Source organism: Rhodoferax aquaticus (genome assembly GCF_006974105.1).
Taxonomy (GTDB): domain Bacteria; phylum Pseudomonadota; class Gammaproteobacteria; order Burkholderiales; family Burkholderiaceae_C; genus Allorhodoferax; species Allorhodoferax aquaticus_A.
This window is the reverse complement of the sequence record NZ_CP036282.1, coordinates 3,373,175-3,395,819: the sequence shown is the minus strand read 5'-3', so window position 1 is coordinate 3,395,819 and position 22,645 is coordinate 3,373,175. Positions and strand designations below refer to the sequence as shown.

The 22,645-nt window shown below is 59.9% G+C and carries 20 protein-coding genes and 1 pseudogene; 6 read left to right on the top strand and 15 right to left on the bottom strand.

What is annotated here, in order from left to right; translation table 11 throughout:
• Positions 1–208: 208 nt before the first annotated feature.
• Both EXZ61_RS15625 and EXZ61_RS15620 read right to left on the bottom strand, forming a co-directional pair.
• Positions 209–433 (bottom strand): annotated as a pseudogene (locus tag EXZ61_RS15625) (enoyl-CoA hydratase); the annotation flags it as partial.
• A 10-nt stretch (positions 434–443) separates the two neighbouring features.
• Positions 444–1,319: a sterol desaturase family protein gene (locus EXZ61_RS15620; RefSeq protein WP_142812644.1), complete on the bottom strand. Its 876-nt coding sequence runs from the start codon at positions 1,317–1,319 to the stop codon at positions 444–446.
• Between the two features lie 117 nt (positions 1,320–1,436).
• Here EXZ61_RS15620 and EXZ61_RS15615 point away from each other — a divergent pair, with 117 nt between their 5' ends.
• A complete protein-coding gene (locus EXZ61_RS15615; RefSeq protein ID WP_142812643.1) occupies positions 1,437–2,378 on the top strand; it encodes a LysR family transcriptional regulator in 942 nt (313 codons plus the stop codon).
• Between the two features lie 87 nt (positions 2,379–2,465).
• On the top strand, positions 2,466–2,882 hold the full coding sequence (locus tag EXZ61_RS15610; protein ID WP_142812642.1) for a hypothetical protein: 417 nt from the start codon (positions 2,466–2,468) through the stop codon (positions 2,880–2,882).
• Positions 2,883–3,091: 209 nt separating this feature from the next.
• On the opposite strand, the gene pap is transcribed toward EXZ61_RS15610, so the two are convergent.
• The 3 genes from pap to EXZ61_RS15595 all read right to left on the bottom strand — a co-directional run bounded on the left by pap (position 3,092) and on the right by EXZ61_RS15595 (position 6,847).
• Positions 3,092–4,636 carry a polyphosphate:AMP phosphotransferase gene (gene pap, locus EXZ61_RS15605; RefSeq protein ID WP_142812641.1) on the bottom strand — a complete coding sequence of 515 codons (1,545 nt, stop codon included), beginning with the start codon at positions 4,634–4,636 and terminating at the stop codon, positions 3,092–3,094.
• An 89-nt stretch (positions 4,637–4,725) separates the two neighbouring features.
• Entirely contained in the window at positions 4,726–6,021 is a 1,296-nt protein-coding gene (gene dinB, locus EXZ61_RS15600; protein ID WP_142812640.1) for a DNA polymerase IV, read from the bottom strand.
• 61 nt (positions 6,022–6,082) lie between these two features.
• Positions 6,083–6,847 carry a substrate-binding periplasmic protein gene (locus EXZ61_RS15595; protein WP_168224787.1) on the bottom strand — a complete coding sequence of 255 codons (765 nt, stop codon included), beginning with the start codon at positions 6,845–6,847 and terminating at the stop codon, positions 6,083–6,085.
• A 141-nt stretch (positions 6,848–6,988) separates the two neighbouring features.
• On the opposite strand from EXZ61_RS15595, the gene EXZ61_RS15590 reads away from it, so the two are divergent.
• Positions 6,989–9,670, top strand: coding sequence for a bifunctional acetate--CoA ligase family protein/GNAT family N-acetyltransferase (locus EXZ61_RS15590; RefSeq protein WP_142812638.1), 2,682 nt, complete (start codon positions 6,989–6,991; stop codon positions 9,668–9,670).
• Between the two features lie 2 nt (positions 9,671–9,672).
• Here EXZ61_RS15590 and EXZ61_RS15585 read toward each other — a convergent pair whose 3' ends face one another.
• Both EXZ61_RS15585 and EXZ61_RS15580 read right to left on the bottom strand, forming a co-directional pair.
• Complete coding sequence (locus tag EXZ61_RS15585) at positions 9,673–10,818, bottom strand: alpha-hydroxy acid oxidase (RefSeq protein ID WP_142812637.1); 1,146 nt, start codon at positions 10,816–10,818, stop codon at positions 9,673–9,675.
• A gap of 328 nt (positions 10,819–11,146) precedes the next feature.
• Complete coding sequence (locus tag EXZ61_RS15580; RefSeq protein WP_142812636.1) at positions 11,147–11,692, bottom strand: phasin family protein; 546 nt, start codon at positions 11,690–11,692, stop codon at positions 11,147–11,149.
• Between the two features lie 442 nt (positions 11,693–12,134).
• Between EXZ61_RS15580 and EXZ61_RS15575 the strand changes: the two genes are divergently transcribed.
• Entirely contained in the window at positions 12,135–13,166 is a 1,032-nt protein-coding gene (locus EXZ61_RS15575) for a Glu/Leu/Phe/Val family dehydrogenase (RefSeq protein WP_142812635.1), read from the top strand.
• A 16-nt stretch (positions 13,167–13,182) separates the two neighbouring features.
• Here EXZ61_RS15575 and EXZ61_RS15570 read toward each other — a convergent pair whose 3' ends face one another.
• From EXZ61_RS15570 to EXZ61_RS22410, 5 genes are all read right to left on the bottom strand, one after another.
• Positions 13,183–14,067, bottom strand: a complete 885-nt coding sequence (locus EXZ61_RS15570) for a type 2 periplasmic-binding domain-containing protein (RefSeq protein WP_142812634.1) — start codon at positions 14,065–14,067, stop codon at positions 13,183–13,185.
• Positions 14,068–14,217: 150 nt separating this feature from the next.
• Positions 14,218–15,843, bottom strand: coding sequence for a GDYXXLXY domain-containing protein (locus EXZ61_RS15565; protein ID WP_142812633.1), 1,626 nt, complete (start codon positions 15,841–15,843; stop codon positions 14,218–14,220).
• Positions 15,840–16,817 (bottom strand): DUF2157 domain-containing protein, encoded by a 978-nt coding sequence (locus tag EXZ61_RS15560; RefSeq protein ID WP_142812632.1) that lies wholly within the window; start codon positions 16,815–16,817, stop codon positions 15,840–15,842. Before EXZ61_RS15560 ends, EXZ61_RS15565 begins: the two co-directional genes overlap by 4 nt.
• 270 nt (positions 16,818–17,087) lie before the next feature.
• The gene (gene pbpC, locus EXZ61_RS15555; RefSeq protein WP_237218979.1) at positions 17,088–19,349 is read right to left on the bottom strand and encodes a penicillin-binding protein 1C; all 2,262 of its coding nucleotides are present in this window, start codon (positions 19,347–19,349) and stop codon (positions 17,088–17,090) included.
• 47 nt (positions 19,350–19,396) lie between these two features.
• The gene (locus EXZ61_RS22410) at positions 19,397–19,522 is read right to left on the bottom strand and encodes a hypothetical protein (RefSeq protein WP_281063806.1); all 126 of its coding nucleotides are present in this window, start codon (positions 19,520–19,522) and stop codon (positions 19,397–19,399) included.
• 163 nt (positions 19,523–19,685) lie between these two features.
• Between EXZ61_RS22410 and EXZ61_RS15550 the strand changes: the two genes are divergently transcribed.
• Positions 19,686–20,786 carry an NADH:flavin oxidoreductase gene (locus tag EXZ61_RS15550; RefSeq protein WP_142812631.1) on the top strand — a complete coding sequence of 367 codons (1,101 nt, stop codon included), beginning with the start codon at positions 19,686–19,688 and terminating at the stop codon, positions 20,784–20,786.
• Between the two features lie 48 nt (positions 20,787–20,834).
• Here EXZ61_RS15550 and EXZ61_RS15545 read toward each other — a convergent pair whose 3' ends face one another.
• Positions 20,835–21,194: a DUF1304 domain-containing protein gene (locus tag EXZ61_RS15545; protein ID WP_142812630.1), complete on the bottom strand. Its 360-nt coding sequence runs from the start codon at positions 21,192–21,194 to the stop codon at positions 20,835–20,837.
• 120 nt (positions 21,195–21,314) lie between these two features.
• Between EXZ61_RS15545 and EXZ61_RS15540 the strand changes: the two genes are divergently transcribed.
• On the top strand, positions 21,315–21,959 hold the full coding sequence (locus EXZ61_RS15540; RefSeq protein WP_168224786.1) for a TetR/AcrR family transcriptional regulator: 645 nt from the start codon (positions 21,315–21,317) through the stop codon (positions 21,957–21,959).
• Here the strand turns inward: EXZ61_RS15540 and EXZ61_RS15535 are convergent.
• Together EXZ61_RS15535 and EXZ61_RS15530 are read right to left on the bottom strand one after the other, a co-directional pair.
• A complete protein-coding gene (locus EXZ61_RS15535) occupies positions 21,956–22,243 on the bottom strand; it encodes a TFIIB-type zinc ribbon-containing protein (protein WP_142812628.1) in 288 nt (95 codons plus the stop codon). The genes EXZ61_RS15540 and EXZ61_RS15535 overlap by 4 nt on opposite strands.
• A 17-nt stretch (positions 22,244–22,260) precedes the next feature.
• Positions 22,261–22,641: an HPF/RaiA family ribosome-associated protein gene (locus EXZ61_RS15530; RefSeq protein WP_142812627.1), complete on the bottom strand. Its 381-nt coding sequence runs from the start codon at positions 22,639–22,641 to the stop codon at positions 22,261–22,263.
• Positions 22,642–22,645: the final 4 nt, after the last annotated feature.

Here is a 22,645-nt window from a genome sequence, read left to right as displayed (position 1 = left end):
AAACCCGTAGCACTGAGTCTTGCATGGTGCCCGCCAGCAGGGAACGCGTCAATTGCCCAAAGGCGGCACTAGCGGGTAATAGGCCCGGCTCTTGGGGTTTTAGTTCACTGTATTGATCTGCATCAATTCCTTGCGCTCCGATAGCCGAATAGAGTGCAAAACCCGCTTGCTTCATTATTTGTAGCAGCCTGCGCTTATCTAATGAGCGCTAAAGGCCAATTTCGCTGAATTTCTGCAGCGCAGCGAGTTCGGGGAAGTCGCCAGCACGCTTGCTCTTCATGGCCATGACGGATTCCATGACGTGGCGGTTGCTCCAAACAGCGCTTTGCAGCCAACCCATTTGCTTGAGCGACTCGTCCACCGAGTGGTCGCGCGCATAGTGCACGGCCTGCTTGGTGCCCCAGATGGCGACCTGCGGCTTGGCGGCAATCTCTTCAAAGGTTTTAGGTACCCTGCTCCAGAGTGGGGGCATCTTCGTCGTAAATTTTGCCTTGCGGCACCAGAGCCGAGTGTTGCCGTTTGGAGCGCACCAAGGGGTAAAACAGCTCGGTGAACCAGCGCTCTTTGCCAAAGAGTTGGTCGTCACGCAGGCCCACTTGCGGCGGGTACTGGCGGGTGATGTGGGCGGTGCCAAACAACACGTCCCACAAGAAGAGCAGGTTGCCAAAGTTGCCTTTGTAGTGGCCTATGCCGTCTTTGTTGCTCATAGCGTGGTGGGCCCAGTGGGTGGCTGGTGTGGAGATGGTGCGCTCTACCACCCACATGATGGGCCGCAGGGCCTTGATGCGGTAGAGCGGCGCGTCCCACGGCACGGCGCAGTGCGCCCCCATGATGACCATGAGCTTGACCACCAAGTACACCAGGTACACATTGCCCAAGCCCAGGTAGGTCAGCACCCCGGCAATCCAGATGCCGGGCATCATGGCGTAGTAAAAAAAGTTGTTGCGGTAGGTCATACGCACGCTCATGTAGTGCGCCGAGTGGTGGGCGCGGTGCAGCGGCCACAAAAGCGGCGTGTGCGAGGCGCGGTGCCACAGGTACTGGGTCAGGTCGTCGCCCACCAGCAATATGGCCACCATGGCCCAAATCGGCAAATGCGCCCATGCGTTGGCGTACTCCGGGTAAGCACGCTGCGCCGCAGCGCCGGTGAGCGCAAAGATGACGGGCTGTATGAGCGCCAACAGCGCGACAAACATAAACAGTTCCAACTTGCCGTCGTCGGCCGTGGCTTTGAAGGTTTTGTAGCGCTCGCTCCAAATCTCTGCGGCGGCGAAGCCAAAAATGATCAAGACCAAGGCAATGGTCTGTGCGGTTTTCATATCGTCTCCTTGTCGTTATGGCTGGCATTGTGGAAGTCGGCTTTAATAGCGTCCAATGCATTTCAAGTTGAAAAGCAATGCAGTCACTGCATCACGCAGCAACACCCGGAGCCTTGTATGGACCTGCGCAGACTCAAGCATTTGGTGGCCCTGGCCGACGAGCGCCACTTTGGCCGCGCCGCAGAGCGTGTGCATTTAAGCCAACCGGCATTTAGCCGCAGCGTGCAAGCGGCCGAGAGCGAGCTGGGCTTGGCGCTGTTTGACCGTGGCCTGCCTGAGGTGCGCTGCACCGCAGCCGGTGCTTTTGTCATTGAGCGTGCCCGCAAGCTGCTGTTTGACACCCGCTGCCTAGAGCGCGATGTGGCGCTGTTTCGTGAGCAGCTGCTGGGCGACTTGGCCTTTGGCGTGGGGCCGTTCCCGGCGGTGTCTTTGGTGCCGCGCTTGCTGGTGCGTTTGCGCGCGCGCTACCCTGGCATCCAGACCCGGGTCGAGGTGAATAACTGGAAGTACCTGTTGGAGCACTTGCGCGCCGAGGAGTTGGATTTTTTTGTGGCCGACACGCGCAGCGTGCCCCAAGACCACGACCTGAGCATTCGCCCCGTGGGACGCCAACGCGCCGGGTTTTTTGTGCGCAAGGGCCACCCGCTGTTGGCGCAAGCGCAAGTCCAGCCTGCTGACCTGTTGCCCTTTGGCATCGCCTGTGTGCGCTTGCCTCCCAGCATCAGCGCCGTGTTGGCAGGCCTTTTTGGTTTGCCACCGGGTGAGCGCATGCCCATTGCCCTGGAGTGCGACGACCTGCACCTGCTCAAAGCCGTGGCATTGGCCAGCGACACTGTGCTGGCCGCGCCCGACGGCGCAGTGGCCGCAGAAGTGACTAAGGGCGATTTGCAGGCGCTGTCTTTGGCTGGCTGGCCACCCATGCATTCCGAAATGGGCGTGGTGTCTCTCAAAGGCCGCAGTTTTTCGCCGAGCGCCGAGTTTGCAGTGGCGGAGTTGGGTGCCTTGGCGGCAGACGATGCGGACGCCTTTGCCCCCGGTGAATCAAGAACCGCGTCATGATGTCGTGGACGCCAAGAGCCAGTATGTTCACTGTCTGACCTTGGCTTGAAACTATGGCTGTTTTTCAACCCCTGTGAACCCCACTCCATGCCAAGTTCCCCATTCAACATCCACGGCAAATACACGGTCGAAACCATGGGCCCTGTCTTGGTTTGCAATGTCACTGGCCCATGGAACATTGAAATGGTGCAGGAATGGGTTGCCGCGATGCTGCCGTTTTCTCAGCAGCTTAGTCAATACCCTAAGGTGGGCGCGATTGTTACTTACCACCAATCTATCCTGACAACCCCCGAGGCGATGGCACTCATGCAACAAGTCATGGCCAATGCTGCGGCGAACAAAAACTATGGTGCCTATGCTTTAGTGGCGGACGCCCATGTGGAAGGGCGTAGTCTCGTGGAGCCCATCTTCACACGTATCTTCGAAGGTCACTGCGCTTACAGGTTTTTCTACACATTCGATGAGGCGAAAACTTGGATAGAAAGTGAAATCAAACACCCGTAAACCCCAACCGTTTTTAAATGGTATTGCAGGAGTTTCAAGCCCTTCAAGCTAGGTAAGCCTTAGCGAACTTAGCGCATGCTGGCTAAAGGTTCAACTCTTAACCTTAAAGCTCCCTTCATCTCCCGGATCAAGTAAAGAGGTGCTTGCACGCGTTTATGTGATTGTGGATGCTGCGTTTTATATAGCACCTTGCGCAATATCCATAGGCGCTAGCGCTTGTTTTTCTTGTTTTTTTCTGGCTTTTGGGTGCCACTCTTCTTAGCAGCGCCCGGCGCTGCCGCCAACGCCGCCTCCATGCGTTCGCACAGGGTTTGCAGAATTTTGACGCGGGCGTAGTTTTTGTCGTTGGCTTCTACCAGTGTCCACGGTGCGTTGCCGGTGCTGGTGCGTTGCACCATGTCGCAGATGGCTTGTTGGTAGGCGTCCCACTTGTCGCGGTTGCGCCAGTCTTCCTCCGTGATTTTGAAGCGCTTGAATGCAATTTGCTCGCGCTCCTTGAAGCGCTTGAGCTGTTCTTCTTGGCTGATTTGCAGCCAGAACTTCACCACTATGACCCCAGCGGCGAGCATCTCATGCTCGAAGTCGTTGATCTCGGTGTAGGCGCGCAGCCAGTCGTTTTCTGAGCAAAACCCTTCGACCCGCTCCACCAGCACGCGCCCGTACCACGTGCGGTCAAAAATAGCGACGCGCCCCTTGCGTGGCAAATGTCGCCAAAAGCGCCACAGGTGCGGCTGGGCCCGCTCTTCTTCGGTGGGCGCAGCGACAGGGATGACTTGGTACTGCCGGGCGTCTAGCGCCGCAACGATGCGCCTAATAGCCCCACCTTTGCCCGCCGCGTCGGCCCCTTCAAACGCGCAGACCAAGGAGCGGCCTTGAAAGCGCGGGTCGCGTACCAACTCCGCGAGGCGGCCTTGCCACTGGGCCAGCTCGGTTTTGTACGGTTTGTCGGCTAAGGCATGGTGGAGGTTGAGCTCGGACAAGACGTTGCGGCCATCGGTATCCACCCGCACGATGGGGGCCACCGGCGTAGCCACTGGACTGGTCTGCGCAATTTTTTTCTTCAGGGCGGCCAGCACAATTTGACCCACGGTGAGTGAGCGGTAGCGGTCATCGGTACCCTCCACCACAATCCACGGGGCCCAGGCCGTGTTGGTCAGGCGCAGAAAATGGCCCGCTACTTCTTGCAGCTTGTCATAAGTTTTGAGGCGGTCCCAGTTCCACTGGGTGACGCGCCAAGCGGTCTTGGGGTCACTCTCCAGCTCTTTGAGCCTTTGGGCCTGCCCCTCTTTGGTCAGGTGAAACCAGAACTTCAGAACCACCGCGCCTTCATTGACCAGCATGGCTTCAAAGCGGTTGATCTGTTCGGCACGGGCGTCGAGTTGGTTCAGCGAGATCAGGCCTTCGATGCGCTCGCGGATGGGGTCTGAGTACCATGAGCCTGCCAAGATGCCGATGCGCCCTTTGGGTGGCAAGCTGCGCCAGTAGCGCCACATGGGAGGGCGCTCGCGCTCTTCGTCGGTGGGCTGTGAAAAAGCCAGGGTGGAGAGAAAGCGTGGGTCCATCCATTCGTAGAGCACGTTGATGGTCTCGCCCTTGCCCGCACCGTCTTGCCCACTGATCAGCAGCACCACAGGAATGCGCTTGCCCTCATGCAAGTCCACCTGCGCTTCGAGCAGTGCAGCCCGCAGCCCCGGCACGGCCTCGCGGTAGGCGCTCTTGCTGATTCTGTGCCCCACTTCCGCTGACTTAAACATAGAAGCCTTTCAAATCATCCAGTGAACTTGCACTCTCGCACAGTTTTGCTGGGGACACCAGTGGGGTGTAAGGGGGCAACCCAGAATGGCTAAGGTGCGTCGCTGCCCTCAAAGGGCAATACGGCTTGAATTGCTATGTTTTGTATAGCTGCTTGCCCAGTATCTATGGGCGTAATGGCCTGTTTTTGCTTGTTTTTTGGGGTGGCTGGCACGGCTGAGGCATCGGCCGCCGGGGCTAGGTCGGCATGGATGAGCGAGCCCACGCGCACGCCCAGCAGGCGCAGGCGCTTGTCCAGCGGCACGCGCTTGAGGCATTGGCCTGCCACTTGGCGGATGGTGCTGGCGCTGGCGGTGTACTGCGTGAGGGTTTGGTCGCGGGTCACGCTTTTGAAGTCGTCAAAGCGCAGTTTGATGCCAATGGTTTTGCCCACATAGCCTTTGCGCTCCAGGTCGGCCGCCACTTGCTGGCACAGGGTGGTGAAGATGACGCCTAGCTCGGCCTTGTCGCGCACGGCGTGCAGGTCGCGCTCGAAGGTGGTTTCGCGGCTCATGCTCACGGGTTCGCTCTCGGTTTCCACCGCACGCTCATCTTGCCCGTGGGCGGCTGCGTGTAGCCACGTGCCGGTGCGCGGACCAAAGTGCTGCATGAGCCACTGCGGGTCGCGCGCAGCCAGTTGGCCTATGGTCTCTATGCCGTGGGCTTTGAGCTTTTCATCCGCCTTGGGGCCAATGCCGTTGATCTTGCGGCAGGCCAGCGGCCAAATCATGGGCTCCAGATCGGTATCAAAGACGATGGCAATGCCGTTGGGCTTTTTGAATTCGCTGGCCATTTTGGCCAGCAGCTTGTTGGGTGCTACGCCCACGGAGCAAGTAAGGCCCGTGTCGTCAAAAATGGCTTTTTGAATCAGGCGTGCCAGCACGCGGCCCCCTTCGCGCTGACCACCGGGTACTTCGGTGAAGTCGATGTAGACCTCGTCCACGCCCCGGTTCTCCATGACGGGAGCGATGTCGGTGATGATGGCTTTAAAGCGCTGCGAGTAGTGGCGGTACTGCGCAAAGTCCACGGGTAGCAAGATGGCCTGCGGGCAGAGTTTGGCCGCCTTCATCAGCCCCATGGCCGAGCCCACGCCAAACTGGCGTGCGGCATAGGTGGCGGTGGTGATCACGCCACGCCCGGTGTAGTCTTTGAGCAGGGGGAATTCTTCGACCCGCAGCTGGTGCAAGCCGCGTTCGCCTTGCTGGGCGCGCAAAATTTCGTCGGCCTCGCGTCTTCCCCCGCCAATCACCACCGGCAGGCCTTTGAGTTGGGGGTAGCGCAGCAGCTCTACCGACGCATAAAAGGCGTCCATGTCGAGGTGGGCAATGCGGCGAATGGGCGGGCTCATGGAGCCACAAGGATACCAAGGCCGCTGCCGCTTTCTGCGGCGCGAGGAGCCTGAAAAATCGCTATTTCCGGATGCCGTAGCGCGCGATGATCTTGGCCAATTCCCCGTTCTTGTTGAGCTTGTCGATCGCGCGGTTGAATGCTTCTACATCGCCTGGCGCCATCGACTTCTTGCTGAACATCAGGCTCACAGCATCGTCATTCACCGGCACGGGTAGCACATCGGGCTGCGGCATATTGCGCTGGCGCGCTACATACAAGAACGAGTAGAGGTCACCCAAGAGCAGGTCGCCACGCTTGGCGTTGAGTTGGTCAAGCCCTTGTTCCGTGGTTTTGTAGGTGGTGAGCCGGTTTTCTTTGTCCAGAACCGGGCTGACGGCGGCATATGCCTCGCCGTACCAGCCTTGAAATGGCGCAATCACGGTCCAGTCGCGTTGGGTGAGTTGGCGCATGTCTTGCAACGCAATGCTCTTGCCCCGCCCGTGCTCGGCAAACAGCACCATGAGCTCTGAGCGGTAAGAAGGACTGAAGTGCGCAAACTCTTGGCGCTCAGGGGTGATAGAGGCCGCAAACTGGATGTCTTGTTCGCCTGCCTTGATCTGGGCCAGTTGGCGCTTAGGGGGAATATCTCCTGAAATGGCCAGGGTACAACCGGCCTCTTTGGCGATACGCTGGACGAGCTCAATATCTAAACCTTCAACCTGTCCCTTGGCATTGAGCATGGAGTAGGGGGGCCAATGGCTCCAGCTGACGCGCATGACATGGCTGCATGCTCCGTGCGCTGCCACACTAGCCAATGACAACATAAGTGCTAATGGGAGCTTCACGGTGCGTCCTTGTTGCTGCATCGCAGGTGTCGAATACTACGCCCCTGTGGTCAGGCGGGCAATGTGCGCCATGTCAATGCTTTTTTCACCGCAAGCGGGTAAGCTGCGCGCATTGTGGATTCCGCGTGAAAAGGATTGGGTATGGATAAGCATTTTCTGACACCTCTTTTCTCTCCGAGCTCCGTGGTCGTTTTTGCGGGCTCTACCGATAAGCGCGCAACTGTATCGCAACATAGCCAAGCCCTTTCGCATGCCCTTAGGGCGCAGCGTTTTGCGGGCTCCTTGGTGTTTTTGGATATCCATGCCAGTGGCACCTTGGCCGATTTGGCCGATGCCCATGCCGATCTCGCTGTGATCGCATTGCCGCCTGAAGAAGTAGGGGCTGCCTTGGAAATTGCGGCGCGCATTAAGTGCCGTGCCGCAGTGGTGATTTCGTCCGGTATCGGGGCGGCACAGGCGGCTCAGCTGCACGCCATTGCCCGGCGAGACGGCATGCATTTGTTAGGCCCCAATTGTTTAGGGTTCCAGCGGCCGCACCTCCAACTGAACGCGGGTGTGGTGGGGCCTATGTGCGCGCAGGGCTCTTTGGCTTTGGTGTCGCAGTCAGGGGCGTTGACTTCGTCTATTGTGGACTGGGCCAAAAAGAATGCGGTCGGGTTTTCTACCGTGGTCTCGCTGGGACCCAACACGGTGGTGGACATGGCGCAAGTGCTGGACTTCTTGGCGTCTGACACGCGCACCCAGAGCATCGTGGTGTACCTAGAGGGCATCAGCAACGCGCGTCGCTTTATGAGTGCATTGCGTGCGGCCGCCAATGCAAAGCCCGTAGTGGTGCTCAAGGCTGGGCGGCGTGCGGCGGGCAACCAAGCAGCGCTCACGCATTCTGGCTCCATTGTGGGGAGCGACCAGGTGTTTGACGCGGCGTTGCGACGCGCTGGGGCCGTGCGCGTGCGCTCATTCGTCGACCTGTTTTCGGCGGCCAAGTGTTTGGCGGCACGCTACCGCCCGGTGGGGCGGCGCTTGGCCATTGTGACCAACGGCGGAGGGCCAGGCGTGTTGGCCGCCGACTGGGTGAGCGAGATCAACTTGAAGCTGGCTTGCTTGAGCCCCGATCAAGCCAAAGCGCTAGCACCTTTGGTCTCACCACAGGCCTCATTGGCAGACTTGTTGGACCTGTCGGAAGACGCAAGCCCTGCGCACTTTAGGGCGGCCATTGAGGCTGCGGCTAAAGCTGCGCAAGTCGATGGCTTGCTGGTGATCTATTCACCCAAAATGGGGGCAGACGGAACCGCTATCGCACGTGCACTGGTGGATGCCCACCCTACGTTGAACAAGCCGCTACTCACCTGCTGGATGGGCGACGCCACGGTGGGCGAGGCGCGTGTGGTGCTAAACGAAGCAGCAATCCCCACCTTTCGCACGCCAGAAGCCGCGGTGGGGGCGTTTGACAACATTGCGTCGTTCTACCAAAACCAGCAGCTGCTGCAGCAAACCCCACCGCCCTTGTCAGACCTGGCCAAGCCCGATGTAGAGGGTGCACGCATGCTGGTGGAGAGTGTGCTGGCCGAGCGCCGTAAGGTGCTCACGGAGATGGAGTCCAAGGCGCTTTTGGCAGCGTTTCATATCCCAGTGACCAAGACTATCTTGGCGCGCACGGTGACCGAGGCCATCATGATTGCCTCGCAGCTGGGCTTTCCGGTGGCCTTAAAGATTGACTCGCCAGACATCAGCCACAAGTCGGACGTGCAAGGCGTAGTGCTCAACGTGCTCAATGCAGTAGGGGTGCGCGATGCATTCCAAGAAATGATGCAAACCGTGGCGCGCTTGCAGCCCCAAGCCCGCATCAATGGCGTTACGGTGCAAAACATGTCGACCCAGCGCAGGGGCCGTGAGATCTATATCGGGCTAGTGACCGATGACCCCTTTGGACCTGTGATCGCGTTTGGTGCGGGCGGCACCATGATTGAATTGATGAACGACCGCGCGATGGAGTTGCCGCCCTTGAACCAGTTTCTGGCCCGTCGGCTCATCGAGCGTTCCCGCGTGGCAGAGACTTTGGGTGAGTGGCGGGGTGCGCCTGCGGTGGACATGGAGGCGCTGGAGCAGGTGCTGTTGCGGGTGTCTGAGATGGTCTGTGAGTTGCCTCAGTTGCGCGAGATGGACATCAACCCCATCATCATCGACGACACCGGTGCGGTGGCGGTGGACGCGCGCATTGTGGTGGACAACGCGCCACCCACGGCGCGCACTTACCACCACCTGGCCATCTTGCCTTACCCCTCGCAGCACGAGCAGCTGTGGCCCTTGCGCGGTGGCGGTGAGTGCACGGTGCGCCCTGTTGCGCCGGATGACGCCACCATGCTGCAAGAGTTTGTGCGCCATCTTTCGCCAGAGAGCCGCTATTTCCGATTTGTCTCCAGCATGCAGGAGTTGCCCCCCAACATGCTGTCGCGCTTTACCTTGATTGATTACGACCGCGAGATGGCACTGATTGCGGTGGTGAAAGAGTCGCTCACCGATGCGTCAGGCACCGCGACGGAGGTGTCACGCGTGGTGGGCGTGTCGCGCTACATCACCAACCCGGACCGCAGCACCTGCGAGTTCTCGCTGGTAGTGGCCGACGACTTCAAGGGCCGGGGGCTGGGGTCGCGGCTCATGCTGTCTATCATGGACTTCGCGCGGGAAAAGGGCCTGACCGAGATCCAAGGGCTGGTGCTTGCAAACAACACCACCATGCTCAAGCTCATGCGTGGCTTGGGGTTTGCGGTCAAGGCTTACCCGGATGACCCCGACTTCAAGTTAGTCACCCACCAGCTGCAGTAGGCTTAGAAGCTGCCCGGCAGCAAGATGCTGCTGTCGACCGTGTCAATGCGGGTGTGGCCTGTGAAGGCCATGGTCACGTCCAGTTCTTTATGGATGATCTGCAAAGCCTTGGTCACGCCCGCTTCACCCATGGCGCCCAGGCCATAGACAAAGGCCCTGCCAATCATGGTGCCGCGTGCGCCCAAGGCACGTGCCTTGAGCACATCTTGGCCTGAACGTATGCCACCGTCCATCCAGACCTCGATGCGTGAGCCCACGGCCTGCACGATGGCAGGCAGTGCGGAAATGCTGGAGGGCGCGCCGTCCAACTGGCGTCCGCCGTGGTTGCTGACCACAATCGCATCCGCACCGCTGGCGACTGCGAGTTCAGCGTCTTGCACATCCATGATGCCTTTGAGAATGAGCTTGCCGCCCCATTGCTCCTTGACCCAAGCAACATCGGCCCAGGACAGCCGGGGATCGAACTGCTCATTGGTCCACGCCGCTAGGGAACGCATATCGCTCACACCTTTGACATGGCCCACCAAATTGCGAAAGGTGTGGCGCTTGGTGCCAGCCATGCCTAAACACCAGCGGGGCTTGGTCATGAGGTTGATGATGTTGGTGAGCGTGGGGCGGGGGGGGGCGGTGAGGCCGTTTTTGAGGTCTTTGTGGCGCTGACCAATAACTTGCAGGTCTAGCGTAAGGACCAAGGCACTGCACTTGGCGGTGCGCGCGCGCTCAATCATGCGGGCCATGGCTTCGCGGTCGCGCATCATGTAGAGCTGAAACCAAAAGGGGGCGCTGGTGTGCTCGGCAATGTCTTCAATCGAGCAAATGCTCATGGTCGACAAGGTGAACGGAATGCCAAACTTTTCAGCAGCGCGGGCGGCGTGGATCTCTCCATCGGCATGCTGCATGCCGGTGAGCCCTACCGGCGCAATGGCCACGGGCATGGCGACGTCTTGGCCAATCAGGGTGGTGCGGGTGCTGCGGTTTTCCATGTTGACCGCAACGCGCTGGCGCAGCTTGATGGTCTGGAAGTCTGCACTGTTGGCGCGGTAGGTGCCTTCGGTCCATGAGCCGGAGTCGGCATAGTCGTAAAACATGCGCGGTACGCGCTTTTGCGCAAGCACGCGCAGGTCTTCAATAGTTGTGATCACGGGCATCAAGCGCTCCTAGTTGTGCCCCAGATAGTACGCAAACCCGCGCGGTCGCTGCGTGAAAACTGGCGGGGAGGGCGTGAATTAATTTACAGAGCAGGGGCCGTGGCCGCCTTGAGAGACCTGGCAGCCGCACTGGCTGGCTAGACCAACGCGGCATTCTGTTGGGTGTGGGTGTCCAGTTCCGATACAGGGGCTTCTATTGTTGCGAAGCCATGGGGCCTGGGAAGCACTGGAGCACGAGAACTCATCTGCGCTTTCGACCACACTTCGAATCAAATGCAAAACGGCACCCGAGGGTGCCGTTTTCTATGAAGCGATTAGCTTTTGAAGATTAACGCTTTTTGGCAACTTTGGTCGCCACGTCAACCGCTTGGTTGGTTGCGGCTGTGATGTTGGCTTCTACCGCTTTCACGGCTTGGCGGGCAGACTTTTGCGCGGTTTCAACAGCGCTTTGGCTGGCGCTGATGGCGCTCTTGAAAGCAGCGACAGCGGTTTCAGTGCCAGCAGGTGCGTTCTTGGCGAGGTTTTCCACCACAGCGCCAAATTCTGTTTGCGCTTCAGCGATTTTGGCTTCTACCGCCTTGGTGAACTCGGCGCCAGACTCTGTGGCGATGGAGTACACGTGGCGGCCGTAAGCCACTGATTTCTCAGCAGTAGGTTGCAGCAAACCGGCTTGCAGGGCCAAGAATTCTTGTGCGTCTTTGGCACCCAGTACGGACTGGAAGTGGCTGAATGTTTCGCCCAAGAGAGTCTTGGATGTGGTCATGTTCAGCTCGACCAGCTTTTCAAAGCCAGCGTAGGCGTTGGTGGTCAGTTCTTCGAAAGCTTGTGCGTTGGCTTTGTTAGAAGCAATGATTTGTTCGGCGGTGTAGGTCATTTCAATCTCCAAGGTTAATGAAACTAGATGAGCCCAGCAATCACCGTTTCCGGATTTATGTTGCAGTGCAGCATAAACGCGATTGTAGGCACTTAAAGCAGACTTGCAAGCATTATTTGCTGCAGTGCAGCAAAAAAGTTAAAAAGAACCTTTCAAGCAACCCTGCGAGGGTGAAATGGCGTGCAGTTTCAGCTTCTTGTACCTTGTAAACCCTGCATATGAAAGCTTGATGAAGCGCGCAGCGCTGGCGGGAACTTTCAGGGCGGTGCACATGGCACTGCTCTATACTCGGACGCAGTGACACCCTCACTACCCGTGGCGCTTTGCAGCTACCCTTTGCAAGCGCCACACCTTTTGCCACCTACTTTTAACCAAAAACAAAGTGGAAATGCAGCGCCGTTCTACCCGGATGCGTGTTTGTTTTCCGCGCGGAGCTACCAGCATGAGCGCTTTCATCTTCAATGAACTCAATTTTGACAACCACGAGCAAGTGGTGTTTGTCTCCGAGGCCAAGTCGGGTCTCAAAGGCATCATTGCCATTCACAACACCACCTTAGGCCCCGCGATGGGCGGCTGCCGTATGTGGGACTACGCCAGTGAAGCGCTGGCTGTCAACGATGTTTTGCGCCTTTCGCGCGGCATGACTTACAAAAACGCGGTTGCCGGCCTGCCAATTGGCGGTGGCAAGAGCGTGATCATTGGCAACCCCAAAACCGACAAAACCCCTGCGCTGTTTGAAGCACTGGGCGAGGCCTTAGAGCGCTTGGGCGGGCGTTATGTCACCGCCGAAGACGTAGGCACCAGCCCCCAAGACATGGCCCACGTGGCCACCAAAACCCGCTATGTGGCGGGTTTAGGAGACAACGGTGACCCGTCTCCCTATACAGCGCTGGGGTGTTTTGTGGGGGCACAAGCCGCCGTGAAGCACCACTTAGGCCGAGACAGTTTGGAGGGATTGACCGTGGCCGTGCAGGGCTTGGGCCATGTGGGCTATGACTACGCGCGCCGTTTGCATGCTGCAGGTGCCAAACTGGTTGTGGCTGACATTGAAACGCAGGCACTGGAACGCGCCCGCCACGAGCTGGCTGCGACTGTGGTGGATGTGGATGCAATTTACGACGTACAGGCCGACATTTATGCGCCGTGCGCACTGGGTGCCACGCTCAATGCCAACACGATTGCACGCCTCAAAGCCCGTATCGTGGCTGGTGCGGCCAACAACCAATTGGCGACCGCCGATGTTGGCGAAATGCTGCGTCAGAAAGGCGTTTTGTACGCGCCTGACTTTGTCATCAACGCGGGCGGCATCATCAAAGTTTGCTACGAATACTTGGGCAAACCGGAGTCGGATGTCGAGGCCCATGTGCGCGAAATTGGCGACACCTTGGCCGAGGTGTTTGCGCGTGCAGGCCGCGAGGCGGTTTCAACCAGCGTGGTTGCCGACCAGGTGGCGCAAGCGCGCTTCAAGCGCTGAAAGCACCAGGCGTGGCTCAGTGTTTGAAATGGAGCCACAGCCCTTTGCGGTCCAGAGGCGTGAGGGGCGACAACAGGGGGTTATCCATCGCAAAAATGCGCCGACCTGTCAGGTTGGCGCGCTTGATGTCTTCGCCGTGGTATTCCTGAAACAGCTTTTCAAACGAACCGTCTTTTTGAATGGCTTCTAGGCCCTGGCTAATTCGGCTCGCCAAGGCCGGCTTGGTGGGCGAGACAAAAAAGTAGGTGGGCAGCGGCACATACAAGGCCAAGGTGCTCTCGATCACGATGTTGGGGAGCTGGTGCTTGCGCGCCTCCAATTCGTCAAACACTTCGGTGACCCCGCGGGCAAAGTAGTCGAACTGGCCCAATCCCAGGCGGCGAAACAAGCTCTCGTAGTCATTGTCTTTGGCGGTAAGAAAGCCTGCTTGATCCATGACTCGCGTGATGGCCCATTGCGTACCCGTGCCACCCCGCAAAGCCTTGAGTGCCTCTACCGACTCGATGTTGGCAAACTTTTCTTTGTCCTTTGCATCGATCAGCAGCAATCGGTAGCCGAGCAAGCCCTTTCGCAACGGAAAGCGCACCACCAAGAGTTTGTCTTCAAAGTCGGGACGGGTGGGTGCGTCGGCCACTTGCACCAACTCACCTCGCTCCAGTTCGCGTAAGAGCCGATCGCGCGACATGGCTGGGCCATAGGCAATATCAGCCTTGCCGTATTTGGCTTCTGTTTTCTTCAGCACTAGCTTCAAAAGCTGCTCGGAGTACTCGCTGCGCTTGTCCAGTGCGGACTCTGGCGGAGGTAGAAGAATGAGGTCTGCAGCCCCAACGGAGCAAGCCCACAGTGTCGCAGCCATAGCGCACACAGCGCGCACATGGGATCGCAGAGGGCCAGTCAACATGGTGGTTGCTCCAACTTCGATTTGCTAGGACATCGCAGGCAAGACGGCGTAACTTTAGCACCAAGGCACGGGTGTGTTCGCTGCAGGCGCTGGATGCAATGCACCTAGAAGTGGTGCTAGACCGATACCTTAATGCGTGTGGGAACTGCTTTAGGGCATATCGGCGTGGATGGGGCGCAGCAAGCCGTCAGCTAAGCCCACTAACAAGGCGCGCCCATCGGGAAGCACCCTGAACTCCCCAAACTTGGCCGCTTGCCAGCGCGCCGCTTGGCCTTCCTTGAAGAACCACGCGTCAGTCACCAAAACCCACTGGCCGTCTTTGGGCGTGAGTTGAACCAACTGTTCGTTCGGCTGCAAGGGCACGGTGCTTGTGTGTACACCTTTCAGGGTTGCAACGCCGCGTGCATCCAAAGTTGCCAGTAGCGTTGGCCGGTGTCCCGTCATGTTGTCCAGCACAGGGAGTTGGGTGCTGTCCAGCGATACAAAGCGCAATTGCATGTAGTCGCCCTGCATCAAGGAGCGTGGGTCTACGGGTTGCAAGGCCACGTACATGCGGGTGCCATTCGCGATCAAGCCTTCTTTTTGCCAGATAGCACCATTGGCAACCAAGACGGTGAGCAAGCCGCCAGCCAGCAGGCTCAGGGCTTGAGGTGTGCGCCACAGCGGTTCAGCGTGTTGGGCGGGCGTTTGGATGGCGCTCGGCGCTTGGGCCCACCAAGTCGCTACGCCCAAACCTGCACCCATGGCCGCCAGCAGCAAGGCCTTGTGGGCCAAGGGCCATTGCAGCTGGTAGTAAAAACCGCCGAGGACCCAGCAGGCCGCTACGCCGCAGGCAGCCGCTAGACGCCAGCGCTGGGTGGAGGCGGTGACCATGAGCGCCAGCATCACTGCGCCCAAGACGGGCATGAACCACGCCAGCACCGCGACCACGCCCACCACGAGCAGTGGCAAGGGCTTGCGTAGCGATGGCCAGGCCAAGGCTCCAACGCAGGCACCGGCTAGGACGAGCGTGCATCCGCCCAGTTGCATTGCGTTGGCCTGCCAGCTGCCGCGTTCGTCATCCATCAGCCAGCCGACGACTTCACCCACTTCGTTGCTCCCGAGGGCCGCACCCAGCAAAAAGGTTTTGCCCGCCAAGGCGCACAGACCCACTAGCGTTGTGAGCAGCCAACCCGTGCCCATGGCTTCTATCCAAGCTGCTGCGCGGGGCTGGCGCTCTTGGAGCCACAGCGCCAGCAGCCACAAGGCCAGCAAGCCATGCAGAACCAAGAGCGCGGCGGTGTGCCGCTGCTCCCAGTGCCAGCTCTTGAGCAGCACAGTGGCCAGCAAGCTTGCTGCAGTGGCACCCAAAATGACCCGCAGCCAAGCTTTGTCGATGGCCCACGCCACGCCCAGCGTTATCAGCAGCAGCAAGCCCGGGGCCAGCACGTCGCTCAAATCGCGGTAGGCTCCAAACCCTAGGCAGCCCGCGCCCACCCACAGCGCGGGCACTGCCAATTGCTCCACGAAGATTGGTAGCTCTGTGGCCCGCATCACCACCACCGCTGCCGCCAAGACCAAGGCGCCCACCACATAGGGGCTCGCGCCACGCAGTAGCACGTCGCCTAAGAGCAAGCCAACGGCAATAAGCAGGGGAATGGCTGCAAACCAAGCGCCTAGCGCAGTGAGTAAAACCACCGGCCAAGGGCGGCTGTGGGTGTCATCCAAGGTGGCATGGGCTGGCAGCACGCCTGCGTCAATGGCTTTTTGCAAACTTGTGTGTGCGGCGGTGTTCATACGGAAGTGCCTTCTGTGCGTGGCGCACGGCGTTTGGAGAGCGTCAATATCCCACTCACAGAGGCCGCCAACAAGCCTGCGGCAAACAGGCCCACCACCATGAAGCGCGCGATCCAGTCAGAGCCTGCGCCTTCACTCAGATAGCGCACCAGTCCACTCACCAGCAAAGCGTTCACACCTAAGGCCAGGGCGCTCAGAGCAACGATGTCAAAGTGCTTGGGCCGCGCCAGCCATGCTGCCCCTAGACCTAGCACCAGCAAGCCTGCGGGGTATTGCCCTGCCAAGGTCTCGTGAAACAAACCGCCTACAGCGGTGAGTGTGATGGCGATGACGCTCAGCGTGCAGGCTGTGCGAAAGCCCCACACGCCCGCGCCAGTGAAATGTGCCCACCTGCTGCTCAAGGCGGCGACCACGACCAAGGTGGCTGTCCACGCCAGCAGATGGACCGTGAGCAGGTCTGGGTCCACGCGCCAGCGGTGGCCGCCGTAGGTGTGGGTCCACAGCGCTACAGCGGTCAGCACCACGACAGTCCATGGCACCCAGAGCACGTCCGAACGGGCACCTACGCACAGCGGCAAGGCCAGTGCGGCCCACAGTGCAAACAGCTGCCAGGGATCAGCGCCCGTTTGGTAGGTTTGCCCAAAGTAGGCAAACAGGCCGCCTATGCCTAGCAAGGCAAGCAAGCCCAGGGGCGCACGCACCTTGGGTATGCAAGCAGCGCCCACTGCGCTAAGCGCGACCAAGCCTTGCAACAGCACAAAGTGCCCCGCGCGGCCCATGGTGTCCCAGTTGGCAGCTATCCACATCACCAAACCCAAGCCCAGGAGGGCAGCGGCCAGCACGGCCACGCCACGGGGTAGCCACACGGCCACGCCGTCTGGCTCCTGACTCAGCCCGGCCTCTTGCAGCAGGGCCTGGGTTTGGCTGCGGTTGAGTCGGTGGCGGTGGGCTAGCGCAAGCAAGGTGTGTCGCATGGGGGCGGCTCCAAAAGCAAGTGGTCAAGCCCAAGGGCGTGTGGGCGATGGGCACGATAGCAGCTTTGCTGCGAGCGGGCCGCCTTGCGCTTTTGTTTTGGGTGAATCGGTGTAAACGTGTTTGCCCTCAGGGGGTGCACGGGTCGTCTGGGTCTGGCGGCCGCGCTTTAGTGCGGAGCCATCGGCACAATTTGGCCAAGAGCACTGCGTCTAGGCCGAACACCATGCGCAAGCCCACCAAGCAGAGGTTGTATGCCGTCTGCTAGCTGCCTATTTCACGCCTGCGCCACGCACCTCGAGCTTGACCTCATCCAGCACGTCGTCTTTGCTGTTGACGATGCGCACCACATGCCGCCCCGGCCATGGGAGCCACTGTGCGGTGTTGCCTTTGGCGAACACTTTTCCGTCCATTTGCCAGCGCAGTTGGCTGCCCTCGGCGGTAAAGGTCAGGCGCTGGTTCTTAGGCGGAATGTCCGGGTCGAGCGCAATGATGGTGCCCGTGGTGGGGGCGGTGATGCGTCCGGTGCCAGCCGTGGCTTGCTTGGAGGCGTTGCTTGGAAAACCTGGGTCTTTTTGGCCACTTGCGCCCATGGATAAAGCGCGAGTAGCTATTAAATCTGTAGTGAATGTGGTTTGCTGTGTGCCGTTCATAAACCACTCTTGGCGCGGCGCTTCGGCTGCTGTGGCAAGGCTGCTGGAGCTAGCGGTTGCGTTGAACTTGACGGGCACTTGCGCTACGCCTGCCGGGGCTTGTGGGGCGCGGCTGCTTTGCGTTTTGTGCAGGTAGTTCATCACTGCGGCCCAGAGGGGCGCAGCACCCGTGGTGCCACTCACATCCCACATGGGGGCACCGCTGGCGTTGCCCACCCACACCCCCACGGTGTAGCGTGCGGAGTAGCCCAGCGCCCAGTTGTCGCGCATGTCTTTGCTGGTGCCGGTTTTGACAGCGCTCCAATACCGCGTGGACAGCACGCTGTCGGTACCAAAGGTGCGGGCCCGCGCCAATGGGTCACTCAAGATATCACCCACGATGAAGGCCGCGCCCGCGTCTAAGGCCTGGCTGGTGCTGGGCGCCGTGCGATCACCCGCCCTCCAGCGTATGGGGCTCAAGCGACCTTGCTGTGCGAGTGCGCGGTAGGCGTTGGCAAGGTGCAAGAGCGGCACCTCGGCACTGCCTAAGGCCAAGCTGTAGCCATAAAAATCGCCAGACTCTTTGAGCGGCAAGCCCAGTCGCACCAATTGCTTGTGGAAACTGTCGGGTGACACCATGAACAAGGTGCGCACGGCGGGTACGTTCAAGGACGCGGCCAAGGCCGTGCGCGCCGACACCCATCCCTTGAACTGGTGGTCGTAGTTTTGGGGGATGTATAAGCCGCTCGCCGTTTGAATTTGGGTGCCCGAGTCTTCCAGCAAAGAGGCCGCCGTGATGCGCCGCTCGGCGATGGCTTGGCCGTACAAAAACGGCTTGAGCGTGGAGCCGGGTTGGCGCAGCGCGGTCACCAAGTCCACATCGGGCGCACCGCTGAGTTCGCCAGATGAACCCACCCAGGCCAACACCTCACCACTGGCGTTGTCCAGCACCACCAATGCGGCGTCTTCCACATGGCGCTGGCGCAGCTCGCGCAAGTGGGTTTGCAGCGTTTGCACCGCAAAGCGCTGCAGCGGCGCGTGCACCGTGGTGCGAATGCTGGCAGGTAGCTCTGCGGGCTGGGTGCTGCCGGGCGACGCGCTTGGTAGCTGTGCCGCCCGCTGGGTTTCGCGCACCACATAGCGCGCCCAGTGGGGGGCTATGCCTTCGCTGGTGTCAAAAGCCTTGCGTTGCAAGGCGCCGCTCACAAACAAGTCCAGCGCCTCGCAGTCGGCATGGGCCTCCAGGCTTTGCAGCACGGCGCAAGCGCGCTGCGTGACTTGGGCTGCTTTGGCATTGGGTGCGCGCACCAAGGCAGCGGTGACGGCGGCTTCTCGGTTGTCCAGGGCGTGCGCAGCTTTGCCAAACAGGGTTTGGCTCACGGCGTCAATGCCTACCAGCTCGCCCTTGAGGGGCACCAGGTTCAGGTAGGCCTCCAAAATTTGGTCTTTGCGCCAATCGCGTTCCAGCCACTGGGCCGACACCGCTTGCCCCAGCTTTTGCACCACGCTGCGCCCGCCGCTATTGCGCTTAAGGTCTTCGTCCAGCAAGCCCGCCAGCTGCATGGTGAGGGTCGACGCGCCCCGGGTTTTGGTGTTCCATAGATTGCCCCATGCGGCGGCTGATACGGCGCGCCAGTCCACGCCACTGTGGGCATAAAAGCGCTTGTCCTCAGACAGCACCAAGGCCGTGCGCAGGGCAGGGGATACATCGGCCAGCGCCACCCACTGCCCCTTGCGCACGGTGGGGTTGGTGCGCAAGCGGTGCAGCACAGCACCTTGACGGTCCAGAATGAGGGTGTCTGAAGGTGTGTAGGCGGCTTTTATCTCACCAAAAGTGGCCGCTACGCCCGTGGAATATGCGCAAGCAGCTACTAAAGCAATAGCAATGTGCCTTGTGCGCACGTGCGGGACACTGAACACTGTGTGCAAAAGCCGTGGCACCGCTGCTCCTATCTGGCTGTGGTGCCACCTGCCAAGGAAAACACCGCTTCTGCGCCATCGCGCTGGCCGATAGGCGTGGGCGAGCAGCGTGCAGTCCGTGCAGGGAATACCTTGGCAAGGTGGGTGGTTGGCATGGTGGTGGGTGGGCGATGGGCCAATTGCACCTGAAGTGTACGTGGGGCTGGCTGGCCCGCTAGGCATGCGTCCCACGCTGTAGCCTTGGTGACGCTGCGCACGGTGGCGCGGCTGTGGATGCACGTAAACTGGTTTGGTCCGCAACTCTTGGCTCACGCATCCATGTCCAACGCAGCACCCTTGTTCCAGCCCTTCACACTCAAAGGCCTCACGCTTGCCAACCGCATTGTCATGGCACCCATGACACGGTCCTTCTCGCCCGGTGGTGTGCCCACCCCGGACGTGAGTGAGTATTACCGTAAGCGCGCCGCCGCCGCAGTGGGTTTGATTGTTTCTGAAGGCACGGTGGTAGAGCGTCCGTCTGCAGCCAATGACCCTGATGTTCCTCACTTTTGGGGCGATGCTGCTCTAGGCGCATGGCAAAACGTCATCAACACCGTGCACCAGGCCGGTGGCGTGATGGCACCCCAGCTTTGGCACGTAGGTGCAGCGCGCAACCCGCGCACCACGTGGACAGCGCCGCCGCCTGTGGACTCACCGTCTGGCCTGTCGCGCCCCGGTAAACAGTTTGGCGAGCCCATGGCGGACAGCGCCATTGCCGACACGATTGCCGCGTTTGCCAAAGCTGCTGGAGCCGCCAAACGCTTGGGGTTTGACTGCATTGAGTTGCATGGTGCCCACGGCTACTTGATCGACCAGTTCTTTTGGGCGGGTACCAATGTGCGCACCGACCAATACGGCGGTGACTTGGTGGCACGGGGTCGCTTTGCCGCAGACATTCTGAAAGCGGTGCGTGCCGAGGTGGGGCCTGACTACCCGGTCATCATTCGCCTCTCGCAATGGAAGCAGCAAGACTACGCAGCCCGCATCGCCCAATCACCGGATGAGATGGCCGCGTGGCTGCAACCCCTGGCAGACGCGGGGGCCGACATCTTTCACTGTTCGCAACGCCGTTTCTGGGAACCTGAGTTCGAAGGCTCAGACTTGAACTTTGCGGGCTGGGCCAAGAAGCTCACGGGCCGGCCGACCATCACCGTGGGTTCGGTGGGTTTGAGCGGTGAGTTCATTGCTGCCTTTGGCGGTGAAAGTTCTCAACCAGCGTCGCTGGACGAACTGCTGCGTCGTTTTGACCGAGGTGATTTTGATTTGGTGGCCGTGGGGCGCGCGCTGATTAGCGACCCCGATTGGGCGCTGAAAGTGCGCGACGGGCGTACGGCAGAGTTGTCTAGCTTTTCGCCGGCCGCTTTGGCCAAGCTGGTGTAGTCACTGCGGGTGCAAAAGCCCACGCAAGGCCTGCGTGGGCGTACCGGCTTACAGCAGCGCCAAAGCCGCCAAGCCCAGCATCGCAGGTACGGTTTGGATGTAGAGAATGCGCACCATGACCGTGACGGCACCCCATACCCCCGCCACCGCCACACAGGCCAAACCGAAATAGGCAAACGCTTTGGCGATGGCCGGGTCAGGGTAGACCAAACCCAGCAACAGGGCCGCTGCCAAAAAGCCGTTGTAGCAACCTTGGTTAGACATAGCCACAGCCCGCGACGCAATCTCCGCCTTAGGGATGCCAAACACCTTGGCTCCCCGTGATTTGAAGAGCACGGTCTCCAACAAAAAAATGTAGATGTGGATCAGGCACACCAGTGCAATGAGGATTTGGGCGATGAGGTGCATTTGGGGTCTAGCGATGGGGGCTGTTGAGTGCGGGATCTGTAGAATACATAATCACGTTATGTTTGTAAAGCTGCTTTGCGCAGGGCTACAATTTTTGTCACAGCATCACCCCACAAGAACGTGACCCACTTCCCCGCGAAACGCGATGGCCGCAAAGAAAATGGCAGCAATACCCAGGCCGCGCTGGAGTCAGCCGCTTTGCATTGGTTCAGTGAGCATGGCTTTGAGAAGGCTTCTGTAGGTGCCATTTGCGCACAAGCGCAGGTCACGGCGGGAGCCCTGTACCACCACTACGGAGACAAGAAGGGATTGTTTGCCGCAGTCGTTGAGCAGTTGGACGCCCAGTTGGTGCGAGCCGCTGCACAGGCAAATGCCACCGTCATGGCCAGTGGTGCTTCCCCTTGGGACGGGTTTCTGGCCTCTATTGCCACCGTATTGCAAGCCGGCGCGAATTCCCAGTTGCGCCGTTTGATGCTGGTGGATGCTCCTGCTGTGTTGGGGCCCCAACAGTGGGGCGATATCCGCAAGCGCCAAGGCTTGGGTGCCATGCAACTCAGCATCTCGGCCTTGCAAGCGCATGGCATTTTTGAAAGACATGATGCGTCAAGGTTGGCGTGCATCATTCTGGGCGCGCTGTACGGCGCTATGGAGTCTTTGCCCAGCGATGAAGCCCTGATGGCAGAAGGCTTGCAAGACGCCAGCCGCTGTATCCACGCCATGCTGCATGGCCTGCGCCATGAGCGGGTGGATGGTGTTGATAGCTAGTCAAAAATCTCGCTGAGCCACGATTTTTTACGTCCATGCTGGCTGTAGCCTTTGTTGTAGCTCTTGCCATAGTCAGAGTCTTCAAAATCCGGCTGTCTATGGCTAGGAGCCGTAGGGGCTGCGCGAGGGCTTGCAGCAGGGGCCGTAGCGGCTGCTTTGTCCAGCAATTTGTCGAGCTCTCCTCGGTCTAGCCAAATGCCGCGGCAGGCGGGGCAATAGTCAATTTCTACGCCTTGGCGATCGGACATCACCAAGGTTGAGTCAGGGCAGGTAGGGCACTTCATGGCAGTTTGGCTTTCAGTCAATGGTTGGTGAGGTTCTGTGTTGGCGACGCAGAGCTGGAGATGCCGAGCGTGTCTCTTGCCATGCGACCGCGCTCAGGCTTTTGGCGCTTTTGCAGGCTTCGGGTCAGCGTGCGCGTGGCCCGACTCAAAGAGCGGTCCAAGGCGGTGCGCCAGTCCCGCGCCAAGGAAGCAATCACCACATGCTCACTACCCTCAGCGATAAGCTCCACTTGGCACCGCTTGTCGACGCCACCGCGTGGGCCGTTGACATCTGAAAATTGAACCTTCGCGCGCGGCACCACGCCTTGCAGCCGTCGCAGCGCAAACTGAACACGCGCGATGGATGCCTCCCGCATGTCCGCACCGTCCGCATCGCGGGATTCAAAAATGATCTGCATTCCA

What these genes read in the sequence shown, in the direction of transcription:
- EXZ61_RS15620 (WP_142812644.1), bottom strand. Translation starts at nt 1,319, where the DNA reads ATGAAAACCGCACAGACCATTGCCTTGGTCTTGATCATTTTTGGCTTC.
- EXZ61_RS15615 (WP_142812643.1), top strand. Translation starts at nt 1,437, where the DNA reads ATGGACCTGCGCAGACTCAAGCATTTGGTGGCCCTGGCCGACGAGCGC.
- EXZ61_RS15610 (WP_142812642.1), top strand. Translation starts at nt 2,466, where the DNA reads ATGCCAAGTTCCCCATTCAACATCCACGGCAAATACACGGTCGAAACC.
- pap (WP_142812641.1), bottom strand. Translation starts at nt 4,636, where the DNA reads ATGTTTAAGTCAGCGGAAGTGGGGCACAGAATCAGCAAGAGCGCCTAC.
- dinB (WP_142812640.1), bottom strand. Translation starts at nt 6,021, where the DNA reads ATGAGCCCGCCCATTCGCCGCATTGCCCACCTCGACATGGACGCCTTT.
- EXZ61_RS15590 (WP_142812638.1), top strand. Translation starts at nt 6,989, where the DNA reads ATGGATAAGCATTTTCTGACACCTCTTTTCTCTCCGAGCTCCGTGGTC.
- EXZ61_RS15585 (WP_142812637.1), bottom strand. Translation starts at nt 10,818, where the DNA reads ATGCCCGTGATCACAACTATTGAAGACCTGCGCGTGCTTGCGCAAAAG.
- EXZ61_RS15580 (WP_142812636.1), bottom strand. Translation starts at nt 11,692, where the DNA reads ATGACCTACACCGCCGAACAAATCATTGCTTCTAACAAAGCCAACGCA.
- EXZ61_RS15575 (WP_142812635.1), top strand. Translation starts at nt 12,135, where the DNA reads ATGAGCGCTTTCATCTTCAATGAACTCAATTTTGACAACCACGAGCAA.
- EXZ61_RS15570 (WP_142812634.1), bottom strand. Translation starts at nt 14,067, where the DNA reads ATGTTGACTGGCCCTCTGCGATCCCATGTGCGCGCTGTGTGCGCTATG.
- EXZ61_RS15565 (WP_142812633.1), bottom strand. Translation starts at nt 15,843, where the DNA reads ATGAACACCGCCGCACACACAAGTTTGCAAAAAGCCATTGACGCAGGC.
- EXZ61_RS15560 (WP_142812632.1), bottom strand. Translation starts at nt 16,817, where the DNA reads ATGCGACACACCTTGCTTGCGCTAGCCCACCGCCACCGACTCAACCGC.
- EXZ61_RS22410 (WP_281063806.1), bottom strand. Translation starts at nt 19,522, where the DNA reads ATGCCAACCACCCACCTTGCCAAGGTATTCCCTGCACGGACTGCACGC.
- EXZ61_RS15550 (WP_142812631.1), top strand. Translation starts at nt 19,686, where the DNA reads ATGTCCAACGCAGCACCCTTGTTCCAGCCCTTCACACTCAAAGGCCTC.
- EXZ61_RS15545 (WP_142812630.1), bottom strand. Translation starts at nt 21,194, where the DNA reads ATGCACCTCATCGCCCAAATCCTCATTGCACTGGTGTGCCTGATCCAC.
- EXZ61_RS15535 (WP_142812628.1), bottom strand. Translation starts at nt 22,243, where the DNA reads ATGAAGTGCCCTACCTGCCCTGACTCAACCTTGGTGATGTCCGATCGC.
- EXZ61_RS15530 (WP_142812627.1), bottom strand. Translation starts at nt 22,641, where the DNA reads ATGCAGATCATTTTTGAATCCCGCGATGCGGACGGTGCGGACATGCGG.